The organism is Zhongshania sp. (assembly GCF_041584495.1).
Lineage (GTDB): Bacteria > Pseudomonadota > Gammaproteobacteria > Pseudomonadales > Spongiibacteraceae > Spongiibacter.
Window position 1 is genome coordinate 1 of the sequence record NZ_JBFHDY010000034.1, and the last position, 22,469, is coordinate 22,469.

Below are 22,469 nucleotides of genomic sequence, written 5' to 3' on the forward strand. Positions count from 1 at the left end.
CTCTGCAATACTTTTAACATAGGTATTGATAAAAACGCCTGACAAAGCCGCAACCATACCCGCCATAGTCGGGATTGTTGCTTTTGAAACACCGCCGGCCATCGATTTAGCATCGCCGCCACCCGTTACCGCCATGATATTAAACACTTCAATCATACCGGTAACCGTACCCAACAACCCTAAAAGTGGGCACAGTGCCACCATTGTCTGGATCATTGGCAAACTCGCATTAATCTTAATCGATACCTCAGATATCAATTTTTCGCGAATTCGCTTGGCATTCCAAGATTTACGCTCAGTGCGTTTCTCCCAGCTGCCAATGGCACCGTTGACGTCTTTCGACAGCTCAAATTTGTAATACCAAAGTCTTTCCAGAGCAAGAGTCCACATCACGAAAGTCAGGCCGGCGATGGCCCAAAGTACGTCGCCGCCTGCATCCATGAATCGTTGAATTATCTCCGCCCATTCATTCAGTAGGTACATCGCTTAATTCCCCGCGTGACCTTCCGTGTGTTCGGCAATGATGCCCGTAGTTTGCTGGTCAAGAACATGGAGAATTTTCTTGGCCCGACCGCTCACAAATGTGTGCAGTAGAACTGTTGGGATCGCTACCACCAGACCGAGTACAGTAGTTACCAGTGCACCAGAGATACCGCCAGCCATTGCTTTCGGATCACCAGCACCAAAGATGGTGATGGCCTGGAAGGTGATAATCATACCGGTTACGGTACCCAGCAGACCCAGTAGCGGGGCAACTGCGGCGATAATTTTGAGTAGGTTCAATGAGTTCTCGAGGCGCGGAGTCTCTTTCAGAATTGCTTCCGACAGTTTCAGCTCCAAAGTTTCAGGATCCATGTTTGGATTATCTTCATGAACTTTCAATACGCGACCAAGGCTATTATTGCTGTTAGCCTTTTTGGTTTTCAGCTGACTGTTTACTTTCATGTCTTCTAATGTAAGAACAATCAGACGCCAAATCGCAATCAGCATAGCCAGAGCACCAACTGCTGTAATGACGTAACCAACTACACCACCTTGATGCCAACGCTCACCTAAAGTCGGACTATCAATCAGCGCTGCCAAGTAAGAGCCGCCGGTAGGCCCAGTAGGGTCAACACCGAAGGGGTGCATACCAGACGTAGCATTAGCCAAATCCTCAGCCCAGTCCATGTAGCGAGTAGGCTGACGAGACAACACAGCCAGAGTGCCGTTTTCTGCGATGTACTGAAGATACTCACCATCAGTATTGACTGCATTAAAGGTACCAACACGGACTACGTCTTGCTCGCTCTTCTCACCGCCAGCACTGGTTACAGTGGTGCGGAATTTAACAACACGACCAGATTCAGTCATTTCGCGCTGAAGCTCAAACCATACGCGTTCGATCTCTTCGATGCTTGGCAGCTCTTCTGCACCAGACATCTTAGCAATCAGATCGTCGATAAACTGCTCACGCTGTGGAAACTGGGTACTAACGAGTGACGACTGGAAGTTTGAACGCAGGTCACCAGCAGTAGATGTCAGGTGACCGAACAACTCAGTCAATGTACCCAGACGCTCTTTAAGCGTACGCTGACGCTCAGTGATCACTGTCTCATTTGCTTCGAAGCTGTTTTCCAGATCGGAAGAACGCTTTTCTTCTGCAGCCAAGGTACGCTTCGCTTCATCCAGCGTTTTTTGCTGATCGTAACGCGCGGCAACAAAGCGCTGTTCACGCGCTTTGTTTTCACGGGCGTCGGTCGCATAACCCTGACGAACCATTTTAAGCAGTTCATCAAGCGATTTAGCGTCTTCGGCCATAGCGGGCATCGCTGCAACGGCAATCATACCGCCAAAGGCAAGCACTGCGGCTTTAAATAGATTACGTTTCATTATTTCGCAGCCTCCGGAGCAGGAATCGGGAGTTTCATAATATCGATAGAAGCCTGCTTATTCGAAATCCGCAGACCCTTTTGGATCGCACCACGATAATCGCCAGCATCCAATTCAACCCAGCTGCGCTTGTCTTGATCCCAAGCGCCAGACTGCTCGCCGTCGGTGGTCTGGTACATTAAGCCAATGCGACCAATACGCAAGAAGTTAACATCACGCTCAGCACCATTTACCAACGCTACGCCTTTATAGCTGTCAATTTTACGACCGTATTCGTTCTCAATTTTGTATGCCTCAAGAACTTGACGGAATTTCTCAGCAATAGTGATATCAGAGCGGTCCATATTGCTACGCAGGAATTCAACACGCTCTTTACGCTCATCGATATGGAACGGTACATCGAGAGAAACGAACTGCTCCAGACCGTCAATCATACGAATCAATAAAGGGGTAATCTGGCGCTGAATAACCGTTGCTTCAGCAACAGATTTTTCCAGACCAGCAATACGGCGCAACTGGCCGGCAATTTGCTTTTCTAGACGAGCATTGTAGATACGTAAACCATCTACCTGTTTCATCACAATTTTATAATCTTGAAGCAAGTCACCTGTTTCGGACGCCAGGCGGTCAATTTTGATCTGTGACCGCTGAGCTGCCTTTGTTCTCTTCTGACCTACCTCAAGAATTTTACTAACAGGAATCAGTGGTTTAGGGGGTGGCAGTTGTGCTGCCGCATCTTGTCCAGCAGTTTTGTCAGCTGAGTAGGCCGGCGACGCAGCCAGCATACCAACAGCCATACCGACCGCTAGCGCGATTGTTTTCAATCGTTGCGTTTTCATGGGAATTGCTTTTCCTATTTGGGACGTTTAGTGAAAGCAGAGCTTATTATCTTGTTCAGCCGTACGGCCAGTCGTAAGACCGTGCTTTCATACAGCGGGGCTTATTTTAATCATGAGCAATCATAAGAATCAACGGGAAAACTAAATGTTTCGTAATATAAAATTGTTTGCCTTATGGCTGGGTTAATGTGTTACATATTCGAGAATTAAGGTAACAATGAAAGCACCTTAAGTAACGCCGCGAGCGAAGTTTGATTTTATCATAACGGAAACACCTGATTGCTATTTGTACAAACCAACTATTACTCAGCCGAAACACGCTCCAATGTAACGAAACTATAGCCTAGCCCCCCGGCACTTGTTACGGGGTAACACTCCTTAGCCGTCTCACGCCACTGAGCATCCACCAACTCTGGAAACCACGCGTCACCATCAAGACTGGTATCCACCTCGGTAAGATAGATTTTTTGCGCCTCATTGAGCGCACTTCGGTAAATCATTTCACCACCAATCACCACGATCTCAGCCAAGCCCGCCGCTAAAGCATGCTCACGCGCCAGCGCCAAGCCAGCATCCAAGGTAGACACCACATCCGCCCCCTCAGCAACATACCCAGACTGCCGACTTACCACAATATTCCTGCGACCCGGCAGCGGCCGACCGATCGATTCCCAGGTTTTACGCCCCATCACAATTGGCTTACCCAAGGTCGTCGCCTTAAAATGCTTCAAATCCGCAGGTAAATGCCAAGGTAATTGATTGCCCACACCTATAACTCGGTTATTTGCCATAGCGACTATCAAAGAAACAGTAACCGTCATGAAATCTCCAACACTAGATTGCGATCGGGGCTTTTATAGCCGGATGGGGCTCATAGCCAGCAAATTCAAAATCTTCAAAATCATAGCCAAAAACCGATTCGGGGCGACGCTTTATCAGCAGTTTTGGCAGGGCTCGCGGCGTGCGACGCAGCTGCTCCTCAACAATCTCGTCGGTTAGGTGATTTTGATATAAATGGCAGTCGCCAAAGGTGTGCACAAAATCACCGACGTCTAAATCACACTGCTGAGCGATCATATGGGTCAGCAGTGCATAGCTAGCGATGTTAAAGGGCACCCCGAGAAACAGGTCTGCACTGCGCTGATAAAGCTGGCACGACAGTTTGTCGCCCGCCACATAAAACTGGAACAAAGTATGGCATGGCGGCAGCGCTGCGCGGCCGCGACGAACATTTTCTTGGGGACTCAAAGACTCATCCGGAAGATCAGCGGGATTCCATGCACTTACCAGCAAGCGCCGAGAATCCGGTTTGCGACGAATCATCGCAATGACCTCGCTAATCTGATCAATAGTGCTGCCATCTGGACAAGCCCAACTGCGCCACTGTTTGCCGTAAATCGGGCCTAGGTCACCATTCTCCAGCGCCCACTCATTCCAAATGGAGACGCCACGCTCTTGCAGCCAGTTATTGTCGCAGCTGCCCTGCAAAAACCAAATCAACTCGCAAATAATACTGCGCAAATGTACTTTTTTAGTTGTTAACAAAGGAAAGCCCTGCTGCAGATCAAAACGCAGCTGGCGACCAAAAACCGAGCGCGTACCAACCCCCGTACGATCACCCTTATCAGTGCCATTGTCGCGAACATCCCGCAGCAAGTCCAAATACTGTTGCATACTATTTTCCTACTTTCTTCGTTGCTCGGCGCGTTACTGGAGTAGCCGCTGCTGCACCACTACGCGCCGTTTCATTGCGGGTATAGGTCCATACCAACAAAAATCCGCCAATAATAATCATCGGCAACGACAATTCTTGCCCCCGCGTAAGCCAGCCCATGGCGTCAAAACCAATATGACTATCCGGCTCACGCACAAATTCCACCACAAAGCGAAAACTACCGTAACACAGTAAAAACAAGGCGCCTGCTGCCAGCGGTGGCCGCTGTTTACGCGTAAAGAGCAACAAAATTGCAAACAATAGCACCCCCTCTAGCGCGAACTGATACAGCTGCGATGGGTGTCGAGGTAATTGTGACGGGTCGCGGGGAAACAACATCCCCCAAGGACCATCGGTAGGACGCCCCCATAATTCTTGGCCGATAAAATTGCCAATGCGACCCAGGCCCAAACCAATGGGCGCCAAAGGAGCAATAAAATCCCACAACGCCGCCACCGGCACTTTAATTTTACGGGCATACACGGCGACGGCGACAATCACCCCAAGCAAGCCACCGTGAAAGGCCATGCCACCCTCCCAAACTCTGAACAACCACAGCGGATCTTGCAAAAACTGGGGAAAGTTATAAAAAATAACATAGCCAAAGCGGCCACCCAGAATCACCCCAACCGCACCGTAAAAAATCAAATCTTCAACCTGAGCCTCATTAAGCGGACTCCAAGGCTGGTGGCTGCGACGCTTAGCCAAAAACCACGCAGCGGCAAATCCGGCTAAATACATAAGCCCATACCAATGAATAGACAGCGGCCCCAAACTCACGGCGACTGGATCGATATCCGGATGTCTCAACATGCCCTAAAGTGCTCCCCAAATAAATTGACTACCAACCACGAACAAAAATCCGGCGAACGCACGACGCAGATGTGTCGCAGATAAGCGCTGCGCAAGACGTGCTCCCCACTTCGCACAAGGCGCACTCAACAAAACCAAACCCAACAATGCAGGCCAATACACGAATCCGGTACTATAGTCCGGCAAGCTGCTATGACCGTAACCAACAACGACATTACTCAACGCGCCCACAATCGCAATGGGCAAGCCACAAGCCGCAGAAGTTGCAACGGCGCCCTGCATACGCATATTGCACCAACTTAAATAGGGTACGGTTAAGGAGCCACCGCCGACACCAAACAAGGCCGAAAAATAACCGATACCCACACCCACCGATGCCAGGGCAAGCGTTCCCGGCAGCGCCCTGCTCGCCGCAGGCGCAATAGCAAGTCCCATATAGATGGCAATAACTAGACAGAAGATACCAAAGGCCAGCTTCAAACTCTCGGCTTCCATGTAACTCGCTGTCCACACACCAAAAACAACACCAGCAGCGATGCCCGGCGCCAAGCGCCGCCAACTCGCCCAATTAATATTGCCCAGTTGATGATGGGTACGCACCGAGCTAAGCGACGTGACCACGATCGCCGCCAAAGACGTGCCCACCGCCAGCTGCATCGCAATATCTGAAGACACTGCCTGCACTGCAAAGCACGCGACTAGAGCAGGCACAATGACAAGACCACCGCCCACACCAAATAAGCCCGCAGCAAAGCCAGCAATCGCGCCTACCCCAAGATATATTAGCAATACCATCACTCAGTAGACTCGCCTCAAAGCTGCTATTATGACGGCCTCTACCGGCAAACAACAGCGTATGACTCCATGTGTTTAATATTATTGTCATGGCAGCAAGTGCCCGACCGGCCAATGATTATTGCGGCAAATCGCGATGAATTTTATTCGCGACCAAGCCTAGCGGCTAACTTTTGGCCAGATCATCCGCAAATATTGGCGGGACGTGATTTAGAATATGGGGGCAGCTGGCTAGGGATTAGTCGCAATGGCCGCTTTGCCGCCGTTACCAACCTCCGGGAAGTCGAGCACAGCGGCGAGCATAGTCGCGGAGACCTCGTTAAACATTTTTTGCTGAGCGAAAACTCAACGCCTGCTTATTTAAAGGAGCTTGAGGCAGAAAAAGACATCTACCGGCCATTTAACTTTATTGGCTTTGACGGCCACCGCCTAGGCTACAGCAATAACAGCGCAACAGGCTGGCAATTATTGCCGCCGGGCTGCCACGCCATCGGCAATATTCCGCTGAACAACACAAATGGAAAAACCGCCAAAGGTAAAACCGATATGGACGCCGCAGTTAGCACCGACGCCAATCACTTAGCACTACTCGCCATGTTGCAAGATAAAAGCCCGAACGGACAGCATCAAGATGCATTTCATCATGCACTGTCTTGTCGCTTCGTGAGCATAGCCGATTTCAACTACGGCACCCGCTCCAGTAGCGTGGTAAGTCGCCACCAAAATGGTCACTGGGATTTCTGGGAGCAGCGCTATAACACCAACCCAGCAGACCCAAACTTCCTGAAAATAAACGCGCTAAACCATTTTCAGCTCTGAAGCACAATATCGACACTATGCACCGCCAGTCGGCTGTAATAGACGCTCCATGCCAACACCAATCATTGCCTTGCGCAAAAGGGCTCTCACCTCGTCCGCCGTGTCAACCACCATCACGCCATCGAGCAAGCCCTGCAAATCCTCAAAGCGACAACTGCGAATAACCGCCTTAACCCGCAGCAGGCTGTTATCGTTCATCGATAACATATCGTAACCCATAGCCATAAGAATCAAGACTGCCGCAGGGTCTCCAGCTAGCTCACCGCATATACCAACAGGCTTGCCCTCGGCGTGAGCGGCGTCAACAACCTGCTGGAGACTGTTTAAAACGGCGGGGTGATAAGCGTGATAGAGATCGGCGACACGGGTGTTATTGCGGTCGACTGCCAGTAAATACTGGGTTAAATCATTTGAGCCTACCGACAAAAAGTCGACACGGCGCGCCAGCTGCCGCGCCTGATAAACCGCAGCAGGCACCTCAACCATCACGCCAATGGGCGGCAGACTAATATCCCAGCCGTCTTCAAGCAATTCGTCAAACGCTCTGCGCACCAGTTCCAGCGCTTCATCAACTTCCTGCACATTACTGATCATCGGCAGCATAATGCGCAAATTATTCAAGCCCTCACTAGCCTTGAGCATCGCCCGAACCTGCACGAGAAATATTTCCGGATGATCCAAGGTTACCCGGATCCCCCGCCAACCAAGAAAAGGGTTTTCCTCCTCAATGGGGAAATAAGGTAAGGCCTTATCGCCACCGATATCTAAGGTCCGCATCGTAACGGGCAGCGGCGCAAAGGCAAGCAACTGCTCGCGATAAATAATGCGCTGCTCTTCTTCACTGGGGAAACGCTCGCGCAATAAAAAGGGGATCTCCGTTCGGTATAAGCCAACACCTTCGGCGCCCCGATCCAGTGAGCGGGCAACATCAGCCATTAAGCCGGTATTAACCCACAACGGCATGCGATGTCCGTCAAGCGTCTCGCTAGGCAAGTCGCGTAAAGCCTCCAAGCCCTGATTCAGCGCGTGATCTTCTTCAGAGACCGAGCGAAAATGCTCGTAGACGTCAGCCGTGGGATTATAGTGCACATACCCCGAGTAGCCGTCGACAATGAGATTGGCATTTTCAATCTGGGTATAGGGTAAATCGCTGGCCCCCATAACGGTTGGAATGCCCATTGCGCGGGCCAAAATTGCCACGTGGGAGTTACTCGAGCCCCGCACCGACACCATACCAACCAAGCGATCCCGAGGCACGTCGCCAAGCATAGAGGCTGTGAGCTCCTCGCCAACTAAAATCGTTTTTTCAGGGTATTCCGTGGGCTCAACATCGCTGGTTTGCAGATACGACAAAACCCGGCGGCCCAAATCCTTGATATCCGTTGCTCGCTCTTTGAAATAAGCGTCCTCCATCATTTCAAAGGCGCGAACATGGCTCGACATCACCTGACTCAAGGCACCTTGCGCCCACTCGCCCGCCTCTATTTTGGCAACTACCTCGGAAGCCCACGCCCCATCATCAATAATGCGCAGATACACATCAAATAAGGCGTGTTCATCCGCGGGCAATTGCGTAAGCAGCTTATCGCTTAAAGCGCGAATATCGACGCGAACAGCGTCCAGCGCCTCAGCAAAGGCCTTGAGTTCTGCCTGCGGGTCGTCGCTCTGACGGCGAGGCACCGAGTGCAATTCAGCGAGGGGCACGATCACCACGGCCTGACCTATCGCCACCCCCGTCGCGCCGGCAATCCCCTTGAATGACGCGGTAGCACCAACGGTATTCTGCGCGGTATTAATTGAGCCCGTCGCCCGCGCGTGAGCAATAACCCCAGCTAGCTGAGCCGACATAGTGACGAGAAAAGCCTCTTCATCTTCATCAAAACGACGACTGTCCTTTTGCTGAACGACCAGCACTCCCATCACCGAGCGCTGATGAATGATCGGTGCACCAAGAAAAGAGTGGTAATGCTCTTCGCCGATACCAGGCAAAAACAAGAAATTAGGGTGTTTCTCGGCGTGATCTAAGTTAACCGGCTCCTCACGGCGAGCCACTAAGCCCACCAAACCTTCATCTGACCCCAGACTTACCTTGCCAATCAATTCTGGGTTCAGGCCTTGGTTAGCCATAAAAATCAGGCGCTTAGAATCAGGGTCACGCAAATAGACCGTGCACACTTCGGTATCCATGACTTCGGCGATACGGCTAACAATAATATTCAGAGCAGACTGTAAGTCACCGGCGGCATTAACCGCCTGAACAATACTACGTAGCGCTTCTAGCATCATCGCAAATCACCCGCGCAAAGATCCCCGCCGCTATCTTTTACTAAGCGTGCATGGCGTGGCGCCAGCTCTTTCATGGCCCGCCGATACACCTCTCGCTTAAACGCCACAACCTGGCCAAGGGGGTACCAATAGCTCACCCATTGCCAATGATCGAACTCGGCCTTGTCACCGCAATCGAAACTGACTTTGGCATCGTCGGTTTTCATCTGTAGCAAAAACCACTTCTGCTTTTGGCCAATACACAGGGGCTTGTTCTCACGCCGAATCAAACGCTGAGGCAGGCGGTAACGCAGCCAGCCCCTGGTACAAGCGAGCAATTCGACGTCGTCTTCACGCAGCCCGACTTCTTCATAAAGCTCACGATACAGGGCCGCTTCAGGTGTTTCACCCTCATGAATACCGCCCTGCGGAAATTGCCAAGCACTCTGACCAACACGGCGCGCCCACAAAACTTGGCCCTGCTCATTAGCGAGCACAATACCAACATTTGGGCGAAATCCATCCGAATCGATCACTAGCTCACCTATAGTTTTGATTTTATGTCTGTTTTCTATTGTTCCACAAATTCACCACGCTGGGAATTCAGCAAATGAAGTCCGAGCGGGAAAGATGAAATTGCACGCTACTGACGCTATGCTAGCCACCCAATTCAACCGCCTTCACGAGACTTACTATGGCCTTGGCAATTTTTGACCTCGACAATACCCTGCTCGGCGGTGACAGCGACCACGCCTGGGGTGAATTCTTAGTCAGCGAGGGCATTGTTGACAGCCGTCAATTTCAACAGCAAAACGACGAGTTCTACCGCCAATATCAACAGGGGGGCTTAGATATACAAGCCTATCTCAGTTTTGCGCTAGCACCACTGAGCCGTTTTTCCAGCGCCGAGCTCAGCCAACTACACCAGAGCTTTATGAGCAAATACATTACGCCGCTGCGCCTACCAAAAGCCGATGCGCTGATAGCGCAGCACCGCGAGGCTGGGGACTTTCTTATGATTATTACCGCGACCAATAGTTTCGTGACGGCCCCCATTGCCGCCGCCCTTGGGATCGATACCCTGCTCGCCAGCGAAGCCGAAATTATCGATGGTCGCTACACCGGCAAACCCTCTGGCACACCCTGCTTTCAAGACGGCAAGGTTCAGCGCTTAAAAGAATGGCTTGCGGCCAAGAAGCAAGGTCTCGATGGAAGTTATTTTTACAGCGATTCTCACAACGACTTACCGCTACTCAAGGTTGTCGATAAACCCTGCGCCGTCGATCCAGATGAAAAACTAAGGCAGTACGCGGAAAAAGCAGGCTGGCCGATACTCAGTTTGCGCTAGTCGCACAACAAGCGACCAAGTAATTTGTTAGCGTGACAGCGCCGCCCTTGGCTGCCCAGTCACGCCGTGAAGCAGACTATACTATTCGTCGCACTGCTCGTCATAAGCCTCGGCGTCGAGCAAATTATCTAGCTCGCTTAAATCCGAAGGCTGTATACGGAAAAACCAACCATCACTATAGGGATATTCATTGACAGTCTCAGGGCTCTCATCAAGCGCCTCATTAACTTCAATAATTTCGCCCGAAACCGGCGCGTAAATGTCTGACGCGGCCTTTACGGACTCAACCACGGCAGCTTCATCGCCAGCAGAATACTCGGCGCCCACTTCTGGCAATTCGATAAAAACCACATCGCCCAAGGCGTTCTGAGCGTGGCAACTGATGCCCACAGTAACGGTACCGTCAGACTCAAGACGGGCCCATTCATGGGTACTAGCGTATTTCAATTCGCTGGGGGTATTGCTCATTTAAGGCCGTCCTCTACAAACGTATGCGTAAGATGGGCGCATTTTAACGCCGTAGCGCGCAAATACAAAGTGCTCAGTGACGACTTTGGCGGATACTGATAATTACCGGGATTAATCCTGCCACAACCAGCGCCAAAGCGGGCAACGCTGCCAGCTGCCACTGACCTTCTGCGGTCATTTCATAAATCCGCACCGCCAAGGTATCCCAGCCGTAGGGCCGCAGTAATAAGGTGGCCGGCATTTCCTTCATAACATCGACAAAAACCAGTACCGCCGCCGTTAATAGCCCCGGCCGCAGCATGGGCAGATAAACTCGCCACACCAATGTCGCACCTTGTGCACCCAAGGTTCTCGCGGCCTCAGGCAGGCTTGGGCGAATACGCTCAAGGCTTGACTCCACCGGACCCGACGCCACCGCAAGAAAGCGAATCCAATAAGCGGCCAAAAGCGTCAACAACGAACCCACTAATATTGGTGTCGGCGCCATCCCAAACACGCGCTGCAGCGGAATAAAGAACTGATTATCGATATAGGTAAACGACAGCATAATACCCACCGCCAACACCGAGCCCGGCAGCGCATAGCCGAGATGCGCGGCGCCAAAGACTGAGCTAAAACGCCTTTTTTGACGTCGATTAAAGGCCAGCACCAGCGCCAGAATAACGGTAACCAACGCCGCAATACCTGCCAACCACAGTGAATGCGCTAATAATTCAAAAAAACGACGGTTGAGCTGTTCAGCGCCCGCGCCTAGCGCCCACAGCATTAACTGCAGTACTGGGAGTACAAACGCCATGAACAAGACCACTGAACAGATCAGGGTCATCATCCATGCGGTTAATGGCGATACAGCAAACCGAAAGCGGTGCTGAAGCCGAGCGCCCTGTACAAAGCGCCGCCCGCCGCGGGAACGTCGCTCTGCGAACAAAGTCAGTGCAACAAATAGCAATAAAATTGACGCCAATTGAGCGGCGGCCTGCAAATTAAAAAAGCCAAACCACGACTTATAAATTGCGGTGGTGAAGGTATCGTAATTGAAAATAGCAACCGTACCAAAATCGGCAAGGGTTTCCATTAACGCCAAGCTCACCCCGGCAATAATCGCTGGCCGCGCCATTGGCAGCGCTACCCGAAAGAACGCCTGCCACGCATTGCAACCCAAGGCTCTGGCCGCTTCAATGGTATCGCTACTCTGAGATAAGAACGCACTTCGCGCCAACATATAAACATAGGGATAGAGCACCAGCGAGAACACCACAATAACCGTGGGCTCACTGCGCACATCGATACTGCCATAGGTTTGACCAACATAGTCTCTTAAAAAACGCTGCAGGGGTCCACCAAAATCAAATACCCCCAAGGTGACAAACGCCATAACATAAGCCGGCACGGCCATTGGCAGCATCAACAGCCACTCAAACCAAGCCCGCCCAGGGAAATCGCACATCACGGTAAACCAGGCGAGGGCGATACCCAGCAGGCTCACCAATATTCCGACCCCCACTAACAAGGTCAATGTATTGGCGAGCAAGCCACCCAGCTGAGTGGCTATTAAATGCTGCCAGATATCTGTTTGCTCAGAAGACCAGCTGAATACAACAACCAAAATTGGCGCTAACACACCCAGTACCGCCAGCAAACCAACGGCCCGCAGCAACCATAGCGCCGCAGTGGATCGACGTGACGTCCGCGCCACTAACACAGAGGCCAGCACTCAGCGGTATCCCGCCCGATCCATCATCCTAATGGCCTCGCCCTGCAAGCGGCCTGCCTCACTCATAGGCATGGTATCCGCACTAAAACTGCCCCATTGCAGAATGAGTTCAGACGGCGCAGTCGCGTCATTGACCGGATACTCTTGATTTAAACTCGCGAAGTCATATTGGGCCGTAGGCCCAGACATCCACTCTAGCAAACGCAGTGCCTCGGCTTTATGCTTGCTCGCCTTGGTGATACCTGCACCAGAAATATTAACGTGTACACCGCGGCCTGCGGGCGCGTCCCCTTGCTGGTTGGCCCAAAACAAGCCCACGGGCAGTTCGGGCTTGTCGGCCAGCATTCTCGCCAAATAATACGTATTCACTAAACCAACGTCGCACTGCCCTGCTTCAATCGCTTCAATCACTTTATTGTCACTAGCGAACGGTGCAACCGCTAGATTGTCGACCCAGCCAGCAACAACCTGCTCCGCCTGTTCGTGGCCCAACGCCACAATCAAGCTAGCAACAAGAGATTGGTTATACACTTTTTTTGCGGTACGCAAACATAGGCGCCCCGACCACTCAGGATTCGCGAGGTCTTCATAGGTCGACAAGGCCTCAGGCTTAACTCTATCGGTGGCATAGACAATAGTCCGCGCACGAATCGACACGCCGAACCAACGGCCCTGCTCATCCCGCAATGCCGGTGGCACATTACGAGCAAGAATAGCTGACTCGATAGGCTCTAACACCCCAAGCTCAGCCGCCTGCCATAAATTACCGGCATCGACCGTTATAAGCAGATCAGCAGGCGAGTTTTCGCCTTCGGCGCGCATACGTGCGAGCAACGGGCCGGCGTCATCGGTGACATAGCGAATGCGGATGCCGGTTTCTTTGGTAAAGTCGTCAAAGATGGGTTTGATGAGCTGTTCAATGCGCGAGCTATAGACGACAAGCTCGGGACCGCTTGCACTGTCAGCGGGAGGCGTACTGCGACCACAGGCGGCTAAACCCACTACTACCAAAATTGCCACTAGCCGTGCCGCGACTCTAAACATCATCAACGCCTCTCATATCAAACTCGGGCGTAGATGATAATTATTATCATTCAAATTCTCAATGCATTCCGCAGATTATTCAAAATTAAGAAGGCGTGGTGATAGCAGTCAATCCTTGCGCGACACGTCCGACATCAGACCTCCGACGCCAGACGCCAGACGCCTATTTGCAACATCACAGCGGCCCAGAAATACCCATCGCTTTCGCGATAATCTGCCGCTTTAGCGGTAAAGCTTTATTCAGCCAACTCATACCGCTATTGCGCAACAAGCGCAGCGGCATAACGGGAGTTTCAAACAAATGCTGAAAACCTTCCATCATCGCCATCATCGCTAAATTGCCGCCTTTGCGACGACGCTGGTAACGATTCAACATACCGGACTCGATCAAGGATAAGCCCCGCTCATGGGCGCGATGACACTCTTCAGCCAATACCATAGCGTCTTGAAAACCGAGATTAATACCCTGCCCAGCAAGAGGATGAATGGTATGCGCCGCGTCACCGAGCAGAACAACGCCATCGCTCACATAGTCGGCGGCGTGACGCTGGCGCAGCGGAAAGCTCAGCCGCCGACTACAAGCGATAATATTGCCAAGCCGATACTCAAATTTTGCACCCAATTCCCGGCAGAACGCCTCGTCATCCAGTGCCATTAATTGCTCAGCCTGTTCTGGCAAGGCCGACCACACAATGGAGCTGTAACGCTGCTCTCCAGCCGTATCAGGCAGTGGTAAAAACGCTAGCGGGCCTTCGGGCTGAAAACGCTGCCACGCGGTATTTTGATGAGCTTCGGCGGTTTCGATGGTCGCCACAATCGCGTGGTGGTGGTAATCCCACTCACGCGTCACAAAACCCGCCCAATCGCGAATACGAGAGTTAGCGCCGTCGGCGGCAACCACCACTGGGCTGCGCAACACGCGGCCATCGGCCAAGGTCAAGGCCACGCCGCCGCTCTGTTTCTCTAAGCTGGCAACGGGATTGGCAAAATAACACTTCACCCCCGCCGAGTCTCGTAGGCGATTCATTAACGCGGCATTGAGCAGGCGATTTTCAACAATATGCCCCAGCGCTGCACGCTTAACTTCGCTGGCTGCAAAATGAATACGGCCGGTGCCCTCGCCGTCCCACACCTCCATATCCGTATAAGCACAGACCCGCCGCTTACATATGTCTGACCACACGCCAAGCTGCTCAAGAAACTCCCGAGAGCCTTCAGTGAGCGCGCTAACTCGGCCATCGTAATCAAAAACACTTTCCTCCAGCGGCGGCCAGCCTTCGCGCACCGCCTGCCCCTCGATTAAAGCCACTTTCAAAGGCAGATCGGCCAGGGCTACCGCCAATGCGCCGCCGGCCAAGCCAGCGCCAACAATAATCAGATCAAATTCGGTGGCGCTTGCCAACATTACAAAGACTCCGCTGACGAACCCGGCATAATACCGGCGGCCCGAGCCACAAAACGCGATTTTGCCGCGGGTGTGACATCTAATAACAATAAACCCAAGTTACGCACCACACTCAGCACCGGCTGGCGATTACTGAATATGCCAGTAAGCTGATCAGAGAAGGCGGCGGTCAAACGTTGATCCACTTCTTGGCTCGCCACATAGCGCTGCAATAAACTCAATTCGCCCAAGGCGCGCTTCTCGCTATGTGCTTTCGCCAGAAGTCGACTGAGGCTGTCGGCATCGCGCAACGCGAGATTAAACCCCTGCCCAGCAACCGGGTGCAGGGAATGGGCAGCATTGCCCACCACCACCACTTGGCGGCGCACCTGTTCCTCGGCCTGCATAAGCTGTAAGGGAAACGACGCCCGCTGCCCAACTTTTTGCAAACGCCCCAGCCGGTAGCCAAAATTGCGTTGCAACTCAGCCAAAAACGCCTCATCAGACCACGCCATCACCTCAGCTGCCATTGCGTCAGGAAAAGTCCACACCAAGGCCGAGCGGGACTGGCCACTGCCGTCATCAACCAATGGCAGCAACGCCAAGGGGCCACGCTCGGTAAAGCGCTCGAAAGCATAGCCTTTATGGGGCTGCTCAGTAGCAACATTGGCGATGACCGCGAGCTGATGGTAATCCGCAACGGTGGCGGCAATGCCCAATTGACTGCGCAAACCCGACTCTGCGCCGTCGGCCACAGCGACAAGCTGAGTTGTGATCTCACGCTGGCTTTCACCTTCTTGCAAACTCAAGGTGGCGTAGCCATCGCCAACATGAATAGCGCTAACCTTGGCGGGAGACAAAAATTCAATATTGCTATGCTGGCGCAAATGGTTAAGCAGTACATTGCCCAGCCACATATTCTCCACTACATAACCCAGCGCTTCCCAACCCTGGCTTTCTGCGGTCATTAATACACTGCCAAAATGACCGCGATCCGACACATGGACTTTGGCGATCGTACTCAAGTGTTCTTGCAGCAAAGGCCAAATACCCAGCGCCTGACATATCTGCTGACTACCGAAGGACAGCGCCGTAGAACGCGCGTCAAAACTAGGGCGATAGGCTGGCACACCCGACTCTGCCAAGGGCGGCAGCGGGAAACCCTCAACAACCAGCACCCGCAAACCACCCTTGCTATGCCCATCAAGGCTCAAAGCCAAGCTCGCGCCGACCATGCCACCCCCGGCAATCACTACATCGTAATCAGTGCGCGGCAAGACGGGCCTCCGCCATTAACGCTTCAATCTCGTCAATTTCCTTAGGCACCGCCGCCGTTAAAATATCGCAGCCGGTTTTGGTGACGACCACGTCATCTTCAATGCGAATACCAATACCCCGCCACTTAGCGTCGACATCGAGATTATCGGGTGCAACATAAATGCCGGGCTCGACCGTCATCGCCATACCTTCTTCTAGCACCCGCCATTCACCGCCGACTTTGTAATCACCGACATCGTGCACGTCCATGCCCAACCAGTGGCCAGCGCGGTGCATATAAAAAGGCTTGTAGGCCTCACTGGCAATTAAGGCGTTGACCTCGCCAGCCAATAAACCCAAATTAACCAAGCCCGTCGTAATGACCCGCACCGTCGCATCGTGGGCCTGATTCCAGTGATTACCGGCCTTAATCGTGGCTATCGCCGCTTTTTGCGAGTCCAAGACCACCTCGTAGAGGGCGCGCTGCTCGGGAGTGAAGCGGCCATTGGCTGGGAAGGTGCGGGTAATATCGGCGGCGTAGTAATCCAGCTCACAACCGGCGTCTATCAGCACTAGGTCGCCGTCGCGAATCTCACAGCTGTTTTCTACGTAATGCAAAATACAGCCATTTTTACCGGCGCCAACAATGCTGCTGTAGGCAGGATAACGGGCGCCATTGCGGCCAAATTCGTGAAGTATTTCTGCTTCCAGCTGATATTCAAAAACACCGGGACGACACAAACGCATAGCACGGCAATGGGCCGCAGCGGAAATTTCACCGGCGCGGCGCATCACTTTTTGCTCAGCGGCCGACTTATACAAACGCAGATCATGCAGGTGATGATCTAAATCCAAAAACTCACCGGGCGGTTGCGCACCAGTGCGCACCTTGGAGCGAATCACATTCACCCACTGCATCACCTGCTGATCAAATTCGGTGTGGCGACCCATGGCGTAATACACCCGCTGCCGCCCTTCTAATAAGCCCGGCAAAATATCGTCGATATCGGCAATAGGAAACGCATCATCGGCGCCGTAGTTTGCGCAGGCACCGTCTGGCCCAGCGCGATAACCGGTCCACAACTCCATGGCCGGATCCCGATCCTGGCAAAACAACACCACTTCGCCGTTGGCGCGGCCGGGCAAAAGCACCAGCACTGCGTCTGGCTCGTCAAAGCCGCTGAGATAATAAAAATCACTGTCTTGACGAAAGGGGTATTCAGTATCGCTATTGCGGCTCACCATCTTAGCCGCCGGAATAACGGCGATGCTGCCAGGCTCCATCAAAGCCATTAGGTTTTTACGGCGACGGGCAAATTCCTGCTTGCTTATGCTCATGTTTATCCCATTGTTCGCAATATAGATCGCTAAAATCGCGCTAGGTCTGCGCTCGGCTTAAGTGCAAAACTCAGCATTGAGCTTATCACAGGGCAAGCGTAACAATTAGCCGTTCAACTTCAGTGCAATCGACCGCTGCCATCCTCATCGCCGTAATTTGGCGACAGGGCATTAAACTCGGCAAAGATAGTCATGGCAGCGATACGCACATATTCGCTGACGGCGAAATAATCCTGTTCGCCCTCTTCGTCATCGCCTTCATCAGCCGAAACCTGAGCAATCGCGGCGATATCACTAATCGCCTCGGTCAGCTCTTCGGAGTAGCTTTTGTCGCCATCAACTTTTTGCTTACCCGCCATGGCGAAGCCGGTTAAATAGCCCTGACACCATTGGCCGAGACTGGCAATACGCTGATCCAGGTCAAACTCATCGTCAGGCAGCAGTAATTCTAAATCCATTTCACCAGACTCCAAGCCTAGCAGCGCCGTACAATACACGGTATAGAGAGCATCACTTTGCTCTGGGTTTGGCGCCTCGCAGTCCAGTAGGTCTACACAGTGCTGCAACCAACCATCCTGCTCTAAGCGACCACCTACCGAAATAAAGCCTGCGGCATAACCGTGCAGCTCAGCGGGTGGCTGTAATGCACCGAGACTGAGAAAAAGATTCGCGAGATCGTCGTGTTCTAAACTGGCGGCCATGATAAACGTCCATTAATACGGGTAAGCCCGCAATGGTAGCGCTGCACAGGACTAAAATCGAATACCTAGCGAGATGAATAATAAAGATTTATCGCTAAGTAGACGCAATTACGGCACCGCTTAATTGCATTGACCGACATACGAGCCACACTCTACTATAATCTGATCTTTTTCTGGGTACGGACGCGATCTAAATATGGATGAGCGACAGCTGCAACTTGTGGAACGAAAAGTGGATGAGCTTGTCCAGTTGTGTGAACAATTAGACAAGGAAAATCGCGTTCTTAAAGCCGACGCTAGGCACTGGCGTACCGAGCGCGAACAACTGATCGAAAAAACCGATATTGCCCGCACCAAGATTGAATCTATGATTCAGCGACTACGTGCACTGGAGAAAGAATCGTGAGCACCCCAACCGTCGTCATAAAAATTCTCGACAAAGAATACCAAGTTGCTTGCCCACTAGAAGAACAGGGCGCACTTATGCAGGCCGGGCAGTATTTAGACAAGCAAATGCGCGGCATTCGTACCTCTGGCAAGGTTATTGGCCTAGAGCGCATCGCGGTCATGGCGGCGCTGAATATCAGCTATGAAATGCTGCAAAATAAAAAGCATGCAGCGCCTAGCGAGGCCGAAACCGCTGCAGTGAAACGCATTAACGACAAGGCGGAAGAAACCCTTCATCGCTGCCGCCAAATGGATATTAGTTAAATCCCCTACTCCCCCGGCCTGTTATTGGGCCAACGCTGGCGGTATACTGGTCACCACCCTGGGATATTTGCTAGGCCGCCTAGACCCCTGAGCCGATGCTTTTATACCCGGAGCGCTTTAGCCGAGATCTGTGTGCATGTCCGCTTGTCGGAAAGCCTAACGATCTCGCGGAGTGCTCCACCTTGAACCGCTGGGTTCAAGGGCCACGCGGCCAGCGGTATCTTGGGGCTTTTACGACACTCCTCGCATTCACTCAGTCATAAATACTTATCAAGACTAGACCTTCTGACGCTATAATGGCTTCATGAACTCAGCGCTTAAAAACCAGCTACGCCAAAACCTCAGAGCACGACGTCGGCAAATTATGCCCGACCAGCAACACTTAGCTGCCCAGCAATTAATGCGGCGCGTCATCAAACTCAGCGCCTACCGACGCGCCAGTCACATTGCCGCTTACATGGCCAGTGATGGCGAAATCTCGCCAGACTATCTGTTGCGCCACGCGGGCCTACAGAGAAAACGCTGTTATTTGCCACGCATTTATTTCGGTGGCGCAAGCCAAAAACGTATGAGCTTTCAGCGCTACCACCCCCAACAAACCCTGCGTCAAAATCGCTTTGGGATTAGCGAACCCGCCGGCCAGCGCTATTGCGCTATTGCGCCGGCGCAATTAGACCTTGTCTTGCTTCCGTTGGCGGGTTTTGACAAAAACGGCGGGCGACTAGGTATGGGGGGTGGCTTTTACGACCGCTGTTTTGCCTTTAAAAAACGTAGCGCGCAGCAAAAGCCATTATTGATTGGCATCGCTCATCACTGCCAAGAGGTCTCGGCGCTGCCAGTAGACGACTGGGATATCGGCTTAGACATGATTATTACCGACCGCGCGGTGATCATTCCTAAACGCAGCCGGGGTAACGTCTAGTAACACGCGCTTCAGCTCAAAAACAATTTATACGCTGGATTGTCGCTTTCTTCATTATAGGGATACGCCAACTGATCGAGAAAAGCCTCTATTTCCTTGCGCTCCGCCTTTATCGCCTGCAAACCGACCAACACCCGACCATAGGCTGCTCCGTGGTTGCGATAGTGAAATAGCGAGATATTCCAGCGATTACCCAGCTTGGTCAGAAAATTCATCAATGCACCGGGCCGCTCCGGAAATTCAAAACGGTACAGCAACTCATTTTCAACCGCAGCTGGGCGATGACCACCCACCATATGACGAATATGAAGCTTGGCCATTTCGTTATCGGTGAAATCTGCCACCGGATAATCTAACTGCTGCAGCGCCGCCACGAGTTCATTGCGATCGCCACCACCCGCCGCCACCGACACCCCGACAAAAATTTGAGCATCGCAATCATCGCTATAGCGGTAATTAAATTCAGTGATGTTGCGTCGCCCTAATGCCGCGCAGAATTTCTTAAAGCTGCCCGCCCGCTCAGGAATGGTGACACTGAGAATAGCTTCGCGCTGCTCGCCAATCTCGGTGCGCTCGGCAATATAGCGTAGCCGATCAAAATTGGTATTAGCGCCGCTGTCGATAGCCAGCAACGTCTTACCGCTGCAGTCATTCTCTTCAACGTATTTCTTCAAACCCGCCAGTGCCAATGCGCCGGCAGGCTCGGCTATAGAGCGTGTGTCGTCAAAAATATCTTTTATTGCCGCACAAATCTCATCGGTCGTTGCGGTCATGCAAGCATCGACGGTTTTCCGCAATACCCGAAAGGTTTCCTTGCCGATTTGCGCCACCGCCACGCCATCGGCAAATATACCGACCTCGGGCAATATCGCCCGTCGACCTTTTTCCATGGCCAGCTTTAAACAGGCGGCATCTTCAGGTTCAACGGCAATCACCTTGACTTCGGGGCGCACATATTTGATATACGCCGCCACACCAGCCGCCAAGCCACCGCCGCCAACGGGCACAAACACCACATCTAAAGGACCCGTTACCTGACGCAAAATTTCCATGCCCACCGTGCCCTGGCCAGCAATGACTTCTGGGTCATCGTAGGGATGGACGTAAACCATGCCTTTTTCTTCAACCAGCTTTTTCGCTAAGATTGACGCCTCATCAAAGGTATCTCCATGTAAAACCACTTTGCCGCCGCGGGAACGCACCGCATCCACTTTTATTTGCGGTGTGGTTTTGGGCATAACGATAGTGGCTTTTACGCCAAGCTTAAGCGCCGCCAAAGCCAAACCCTGTGCGTGATTACCCGCCGAGGCGGCCACCACGCCCTTGCGGCGATCCTCCTCGCTGAGGCTAATCATTTTGTTATAGGCGCCGCGCAATTTAAAAGAGAATACTGGCTGTAAATCTTCGCGCTTAAGCAATACATTATTGGCCAAGCGCTTGCTCAGCAGCGGCATTTCATCCACGGGCGATTCAATGGCCACGTCGTAGACACGGGCTTTGAGAATTTTCTTTATATAGCTTTGGGGCATCGCTTTACGCAGTCTCCATTAACACGCCAGCCGTGGCTGCAACGCTAAAATTCCAGCGGGCAAGTCTACCGTGTCTCAAGCCAAAGCGCAGCATTAGCCGCCATCCACCCAGCCCAAGTAATCCAGCTTTATAGTAACCATCGAAATTACCCACCTGAAATCCACCTCGCAATTAACCGCTGCAAATTTTATAATCACGGACTCAGGATCTCTCGCAGCAACGCCACAACAAGGGCCAACCATGACACAAGATGAGCTAAAACTCGCGGTAGCTCAAGCCGCGATCGACCACATCAAGCCCGCTATTCTAGATGGCGAAATCATCGGTGTTGGCACCGGCTCTACCGCCAATTTCTTTATCGACCTGCTTGCTGATTTCAAAAATGAACTCAAGGGCACCGTTGCCAGCTCCGAAGCCTCAGCTCAGCGTCTGCGCAAGCACGGCATTGAAGTACTGGAATTAAATAGCTGCGGCACTATTGCGGTTTATGTCGACGGCGCCGATGAAGCGAATGAACGCCTAGAGCTCATTAAGGGCGGCGGCGCTGCGCTGACCCGCGAAAAAATCGTCGCCGCGGCCAGCAAGCAGTTCATTTGCATTGCCGACGGCAGCAAGCTGGTCGACCGCCTCGGCGCCTTCCCGCTGCCGGTAGAAGTCATACCCATGGCGCGCAGCTATGTAGCGCGAGAACTGGTTAAACTCGGCGGCAATCCGGTCTATCGCGAAGGCGTCGTCACCGACAATGGCAATATCATATTAGATGTATACGATTTTATGATTGCCACCCCGCAAAAAACCGAAGAGCAGATCAATAATATTACCGGCGTGGTAACGAATGGTTTGTTTGCCTGTCGGCCTGCGGATGTGTTGTTGCTGGGAACGGCAGAAGGCGTGAAAACCCTTACCGCTTAATGCTGGACGGGAGACGGAAAACG

At 52.4% G+C, this 22,469-nt stretch carries 23 protein-coding genes and 1 other RNA gene; 7 read left to right on the forward strand and 17 right to left on the reverse strand.

Features of this window, described 5'->3' with window-relative positions; translation table 11 throughout:
* The 7 genes from ABYP33_RS07895 to ABYP33_RS07925 all read right to left on the reverse strand — a co-directional run.
* Nucleotides 1–483, reverse strand: a 483-nt coding sequence (locus tag ABYP33_RS07895) for a MotA/TolQ/ExbB proton channel family protein (protein ID WP_373090202.1), incomplete at its 3' end; no start/stop codon positions are given.
* Between the two features lie 3 nt (nt 484–486).
* A complete protein-coding gene (locus ABYP33_RS07900) occupies nt 487–1,872 on the reverse strand; it encodes a MotA/TolQ/ExbB proton channel family protein (RefSeq protein WP_373090204.1) in 1,386 nt (461 codons plus the stop codon).
* The gene (locus ABYP33_RS07905) at nt 1,872–2,711 is read right to left on the reverse strand and encodes a DUF3450 domain-containing protein (protein WP_373090206.1); all 840 of its coding nucleotides are present in this window, start codon (nt 2,709–2,711) and stop codon (nt 1,872–1,874) included. Before ABYP33_RS07905 ends, ABYP33_RS07900 begins: the two co-directional genes overlap by 1 nt.
* Nucleotides 2,712–3,013: 302 nt before the next feature.
* Entirely contained in the window at nt 3,014–3,532 is a 519-nt protein-coding gene (locus tag ABYP33_RS07910) for a dihydrofolate reductase (RefSeq protein WP_373090208.1), read from the reverse strand.
* Between the two features lie 13 nt (nt 3,533–3,545).
* On the reverse strand, nt 3,546–4,385 hold the full coding sequence (locus ABYP33_RS07915) for a thymidylate synthase (protein ID WP_373090209.1): 840 nt from the start codon (nt 4,383–4,385) through the stop codon (nt 3,546–3,548).
* A 1-nt stretch (nt 4,386) separates the two neighbouring features.
* Nucleotides 4,387–5,238: a prolipoprotein diacylglyceryl transferase gene (gene lgt, locus ABYP33_RS07920; protein WP_373090210.1), complete on the reverse strand. Its 852-nt coding sequence runs from the start codon at nt 5,236–5,238 to the stop codon at nt 4,387–4,389.
* A gap of 3 nt (nt 5,239–5,241) precedes the next feature.
* Nucleotides 5,242–6,033, reverse strand: a complete 792-nt coding sequence (locus ABYP33_RS07925) for a sulfite exporter TauE/SafE family protein (protein WP_373090239.1) — start codon at nt 6,031–6,033, stop codon at nt 5,242–5,244.
* Nucleotides 6,034–6,102: 69 nt separating this feature from the next.
* Here ABYP33_RS07925 and ABYP33_RS07930 point away from each other — a divergent pair, with 69 nt between their 5' ends.
* On the forward strand, nt 6,103–6,852 hold the full coding sequence (locus tag ABYP33_RS07930) for an NRDE family protein (protein WP_373090211.1): 750 nt from the start codon (nt 6,103–6,105) through the stop codon (nt 6,850–6,852).
* Between the two features lie 15 nt (nt 6,853–6,867).
* On the opposite strand, the gene ptsP is transcribed toward ABYP33_RS07930, so the two are convergent.
* A complete protein-coding gene (gene ptsP / locus ABYP33_RS07935; protein WP_373090240.1) occupies nt 6,868–9,135 on the reverse strand; it encodes a phosphoenolpyruvate--protein phosphotransferase in 2,268 nt (755 codons plus the stop codon).
* Entirely contained in the window at nt 9,135–9,653 is a 519-nt protein-coding gene (rppH, locus tag ABYP33_RS07940; RefSeq protein WP_008252319.1) for an RNA pyrophosphohydrolase, read from the reverse strand. Before rppH ends, ptsP begins: the two co-directional genes overlap by 1 nt.
* A gap of 158 nt (nt 9,654–9,811) precedes the next feature.
* Between rppH and ABYP33_RS07945 the strand changes: the two genes are divergently transcribed.
* Complete coding sequence (locus ABYP33_RS07945) at nt 9,812–10,465, forward strand: HAD family hydrolase (protein ID WP_373090212.1); 654 nt, start codon at nt 9,812–9,814, stop codon at nt 10,463–10,465.
* 81 nt (nt 10,466–10,546) lie between these two features.
* Here the strand turns inward: ABYP33_RS07945 and gcvH are convergent, their stop codons facing one another.
* From gcvH to ABYP33_RS07980, 7 genes are all read right to left on the reverse strand, one after another.
* On the reverse strand, nt 10,547–10,933 hold the full coding sequence (gene gcvH / locus ABYP33_RS07950) for a glycine cleavage system protein GcvH (RefSeq protein WP_373090213.1): 387 nt from the start codon (nt 10,931–10,933) through the stop codon (nt 10,547–10,549).
* A 73-nt stretch (nt 10,934–11,006) separates the two neighbouring features.
* The gene (locus tag ABYP33_RS07955) at nt 11,007–12,647 is read right to left on the reverse strand and encodes an ABC transporter permease (protein ID WP_373090214.1); all 1,641 of its coding nucleotides are present in this window, start codon (nt 12,645–12,647) and stop codon (nt 11,007–11,009) included.
* Entirely contained in the window at nt 12,648–13,694 is a 1,047-nt protein-coding gene (locus ABYP33_RS07960) for an extracellular solute-binding protein (protein ID WP_373090215.1), read from the reverse strand. It lies immediately after the preceding gene.
* 172 nt (nt 13,695–13,866) lie between these two features.
* Nucleotides 13,867–15,096: a UbiH/UbiF/VisC/COQ6 family ubiquinone biosynthesis hydroxylase gene (locus tag ABYP33_RS07965; protein ID WP_373090216.1), complete on the reverse strand. Its 1,230-nt coding sequence runs from the start codon at nt 15,094–15,096 to the stop codon at nt 13,867–13,869.
* A complete protein-coding gene (gene ubiH, locus ABYP33_RS07970; protein ID WP_373090217.1) occupies nt 15,096–16,352 on the reverse strand; it encodes a 2-octaprenyl-6-methoxyphenyl hydroxylase in 1,257 nt (418 codons plus the stop codon). Before ubiH ends, ABYP33_RS07965 begins: the two co-directional genes overlap by 1 nt.
* Entirely contained in the window at nt 16,339–17,670 is a 1,332-nt protein-coding gene (gene pepP, locus ABYP33_RS07975) for a Xaa-Pro aminopeptidase (RefSeq protein WP_373090218.1), read from the reverse strand. Before pepP ends, ubiH begins: the two co-directional genes overlap by 14 nt.
* A gap of 119 nt (nt 17,671–17,789) precedes the next feature.
* Entirely contained in the window at nt 17,790–18,371 is a 582-nt protein-coding gene (locus tag ABYP33_RS07980; protein ID WP_373090219.1) for a UPF0149 family protein, read from the reverse strand.
* A 232-nt stretch (nt 18,372–18,603) separates the two neighbouring features.
* On the opposite strand from ABYP33_RS07980, the gene ABYP33_RS07985 reads away from it, so the two are divergent.
* The 4 genes from ABYP33_RS07985 (at nt 18,604) to ABYP33_RS08000 (ending at nt 20,004) form a co-directional block, all read left to right on the forward strand.
* Entirely contained in the window at nt 18,604–18,777 is a 174-nt protein-coding gene (locus ABYP33_RS07985; protein ID WP_373090220.1) for a TIGR02449 family protein, read from the forward strand.
* Nucleotides 18,774–19,082, forward strand: coding sequence for a cell division protein ZapA (locus ABYP33_RS07990; protein WP_373090221.1), 309 nt, complete (start codon nt 18,774–18,776; stop codon nt 19,080–19,082). The genes ABYP33_RS07985 and ABYP33_RS07990 overlap by 4 nt, the downstream gene beginning before the upstream one ends.
* Before the next feature lie 52 nt (nt 19,083–19,134).
* Nucleotides 19,135–19,315, forward strand: a non-coding RNA gene (gene ssrS / locus ABYP33_RS07995) — 6S RNA.
* A gap of 71 nt (nt 19,316–19,386) precedes the next feature.
* Nucleotides 19,387–20,004 (forward strand): 5-formyltetrahydrofolate cyclo-ligase, encoded by a 618-nt coding sequence (locus ABYP33_RS08000; protein WP_373090222.1) that lies wholly within the window; start codon nt 19,387–19,389, stop codon nt 20,002–20,004.
* A gap of 11 nt (nt 20,005–20,015) precedes the next feature.
* Here ABYP33_RS08000 and ilvA read toward each other — a convergent pair whose 3' ends face one another.
* Nucleotides 20,016–21,533, reverse strand: coding sequence for a threonine ammonia-lyase, biosynthetic (gene ilvA, locus ABYP33_RS08005; RefSeq protein ID WP_373090224.1), 1,518 nt, complete (start codon nt 21,531–21,533; stop codon nt 20,016–20,018).
* A 241-nt stretch (nt 21,534–21,774) separates the two neighbouring features.
* On the opposite strand from ilvA, the gene rpiA reads away from it, so the two are divergent.
* Nucleotides 21,775–22,446 (forward strand): ribose-5-phosphate isomerase RpiA, encoded by a 672-nt coding sequence (gene rpiA / locus ABYP33_RS08010; protein WP_373090226.1) that lies wholly within the window; start codon nt 21,775–21,777, stop codon nt 22,444–22,446.
* Nucleotides 22,447–22,469 lie beyond the last annotated feature (23 nt).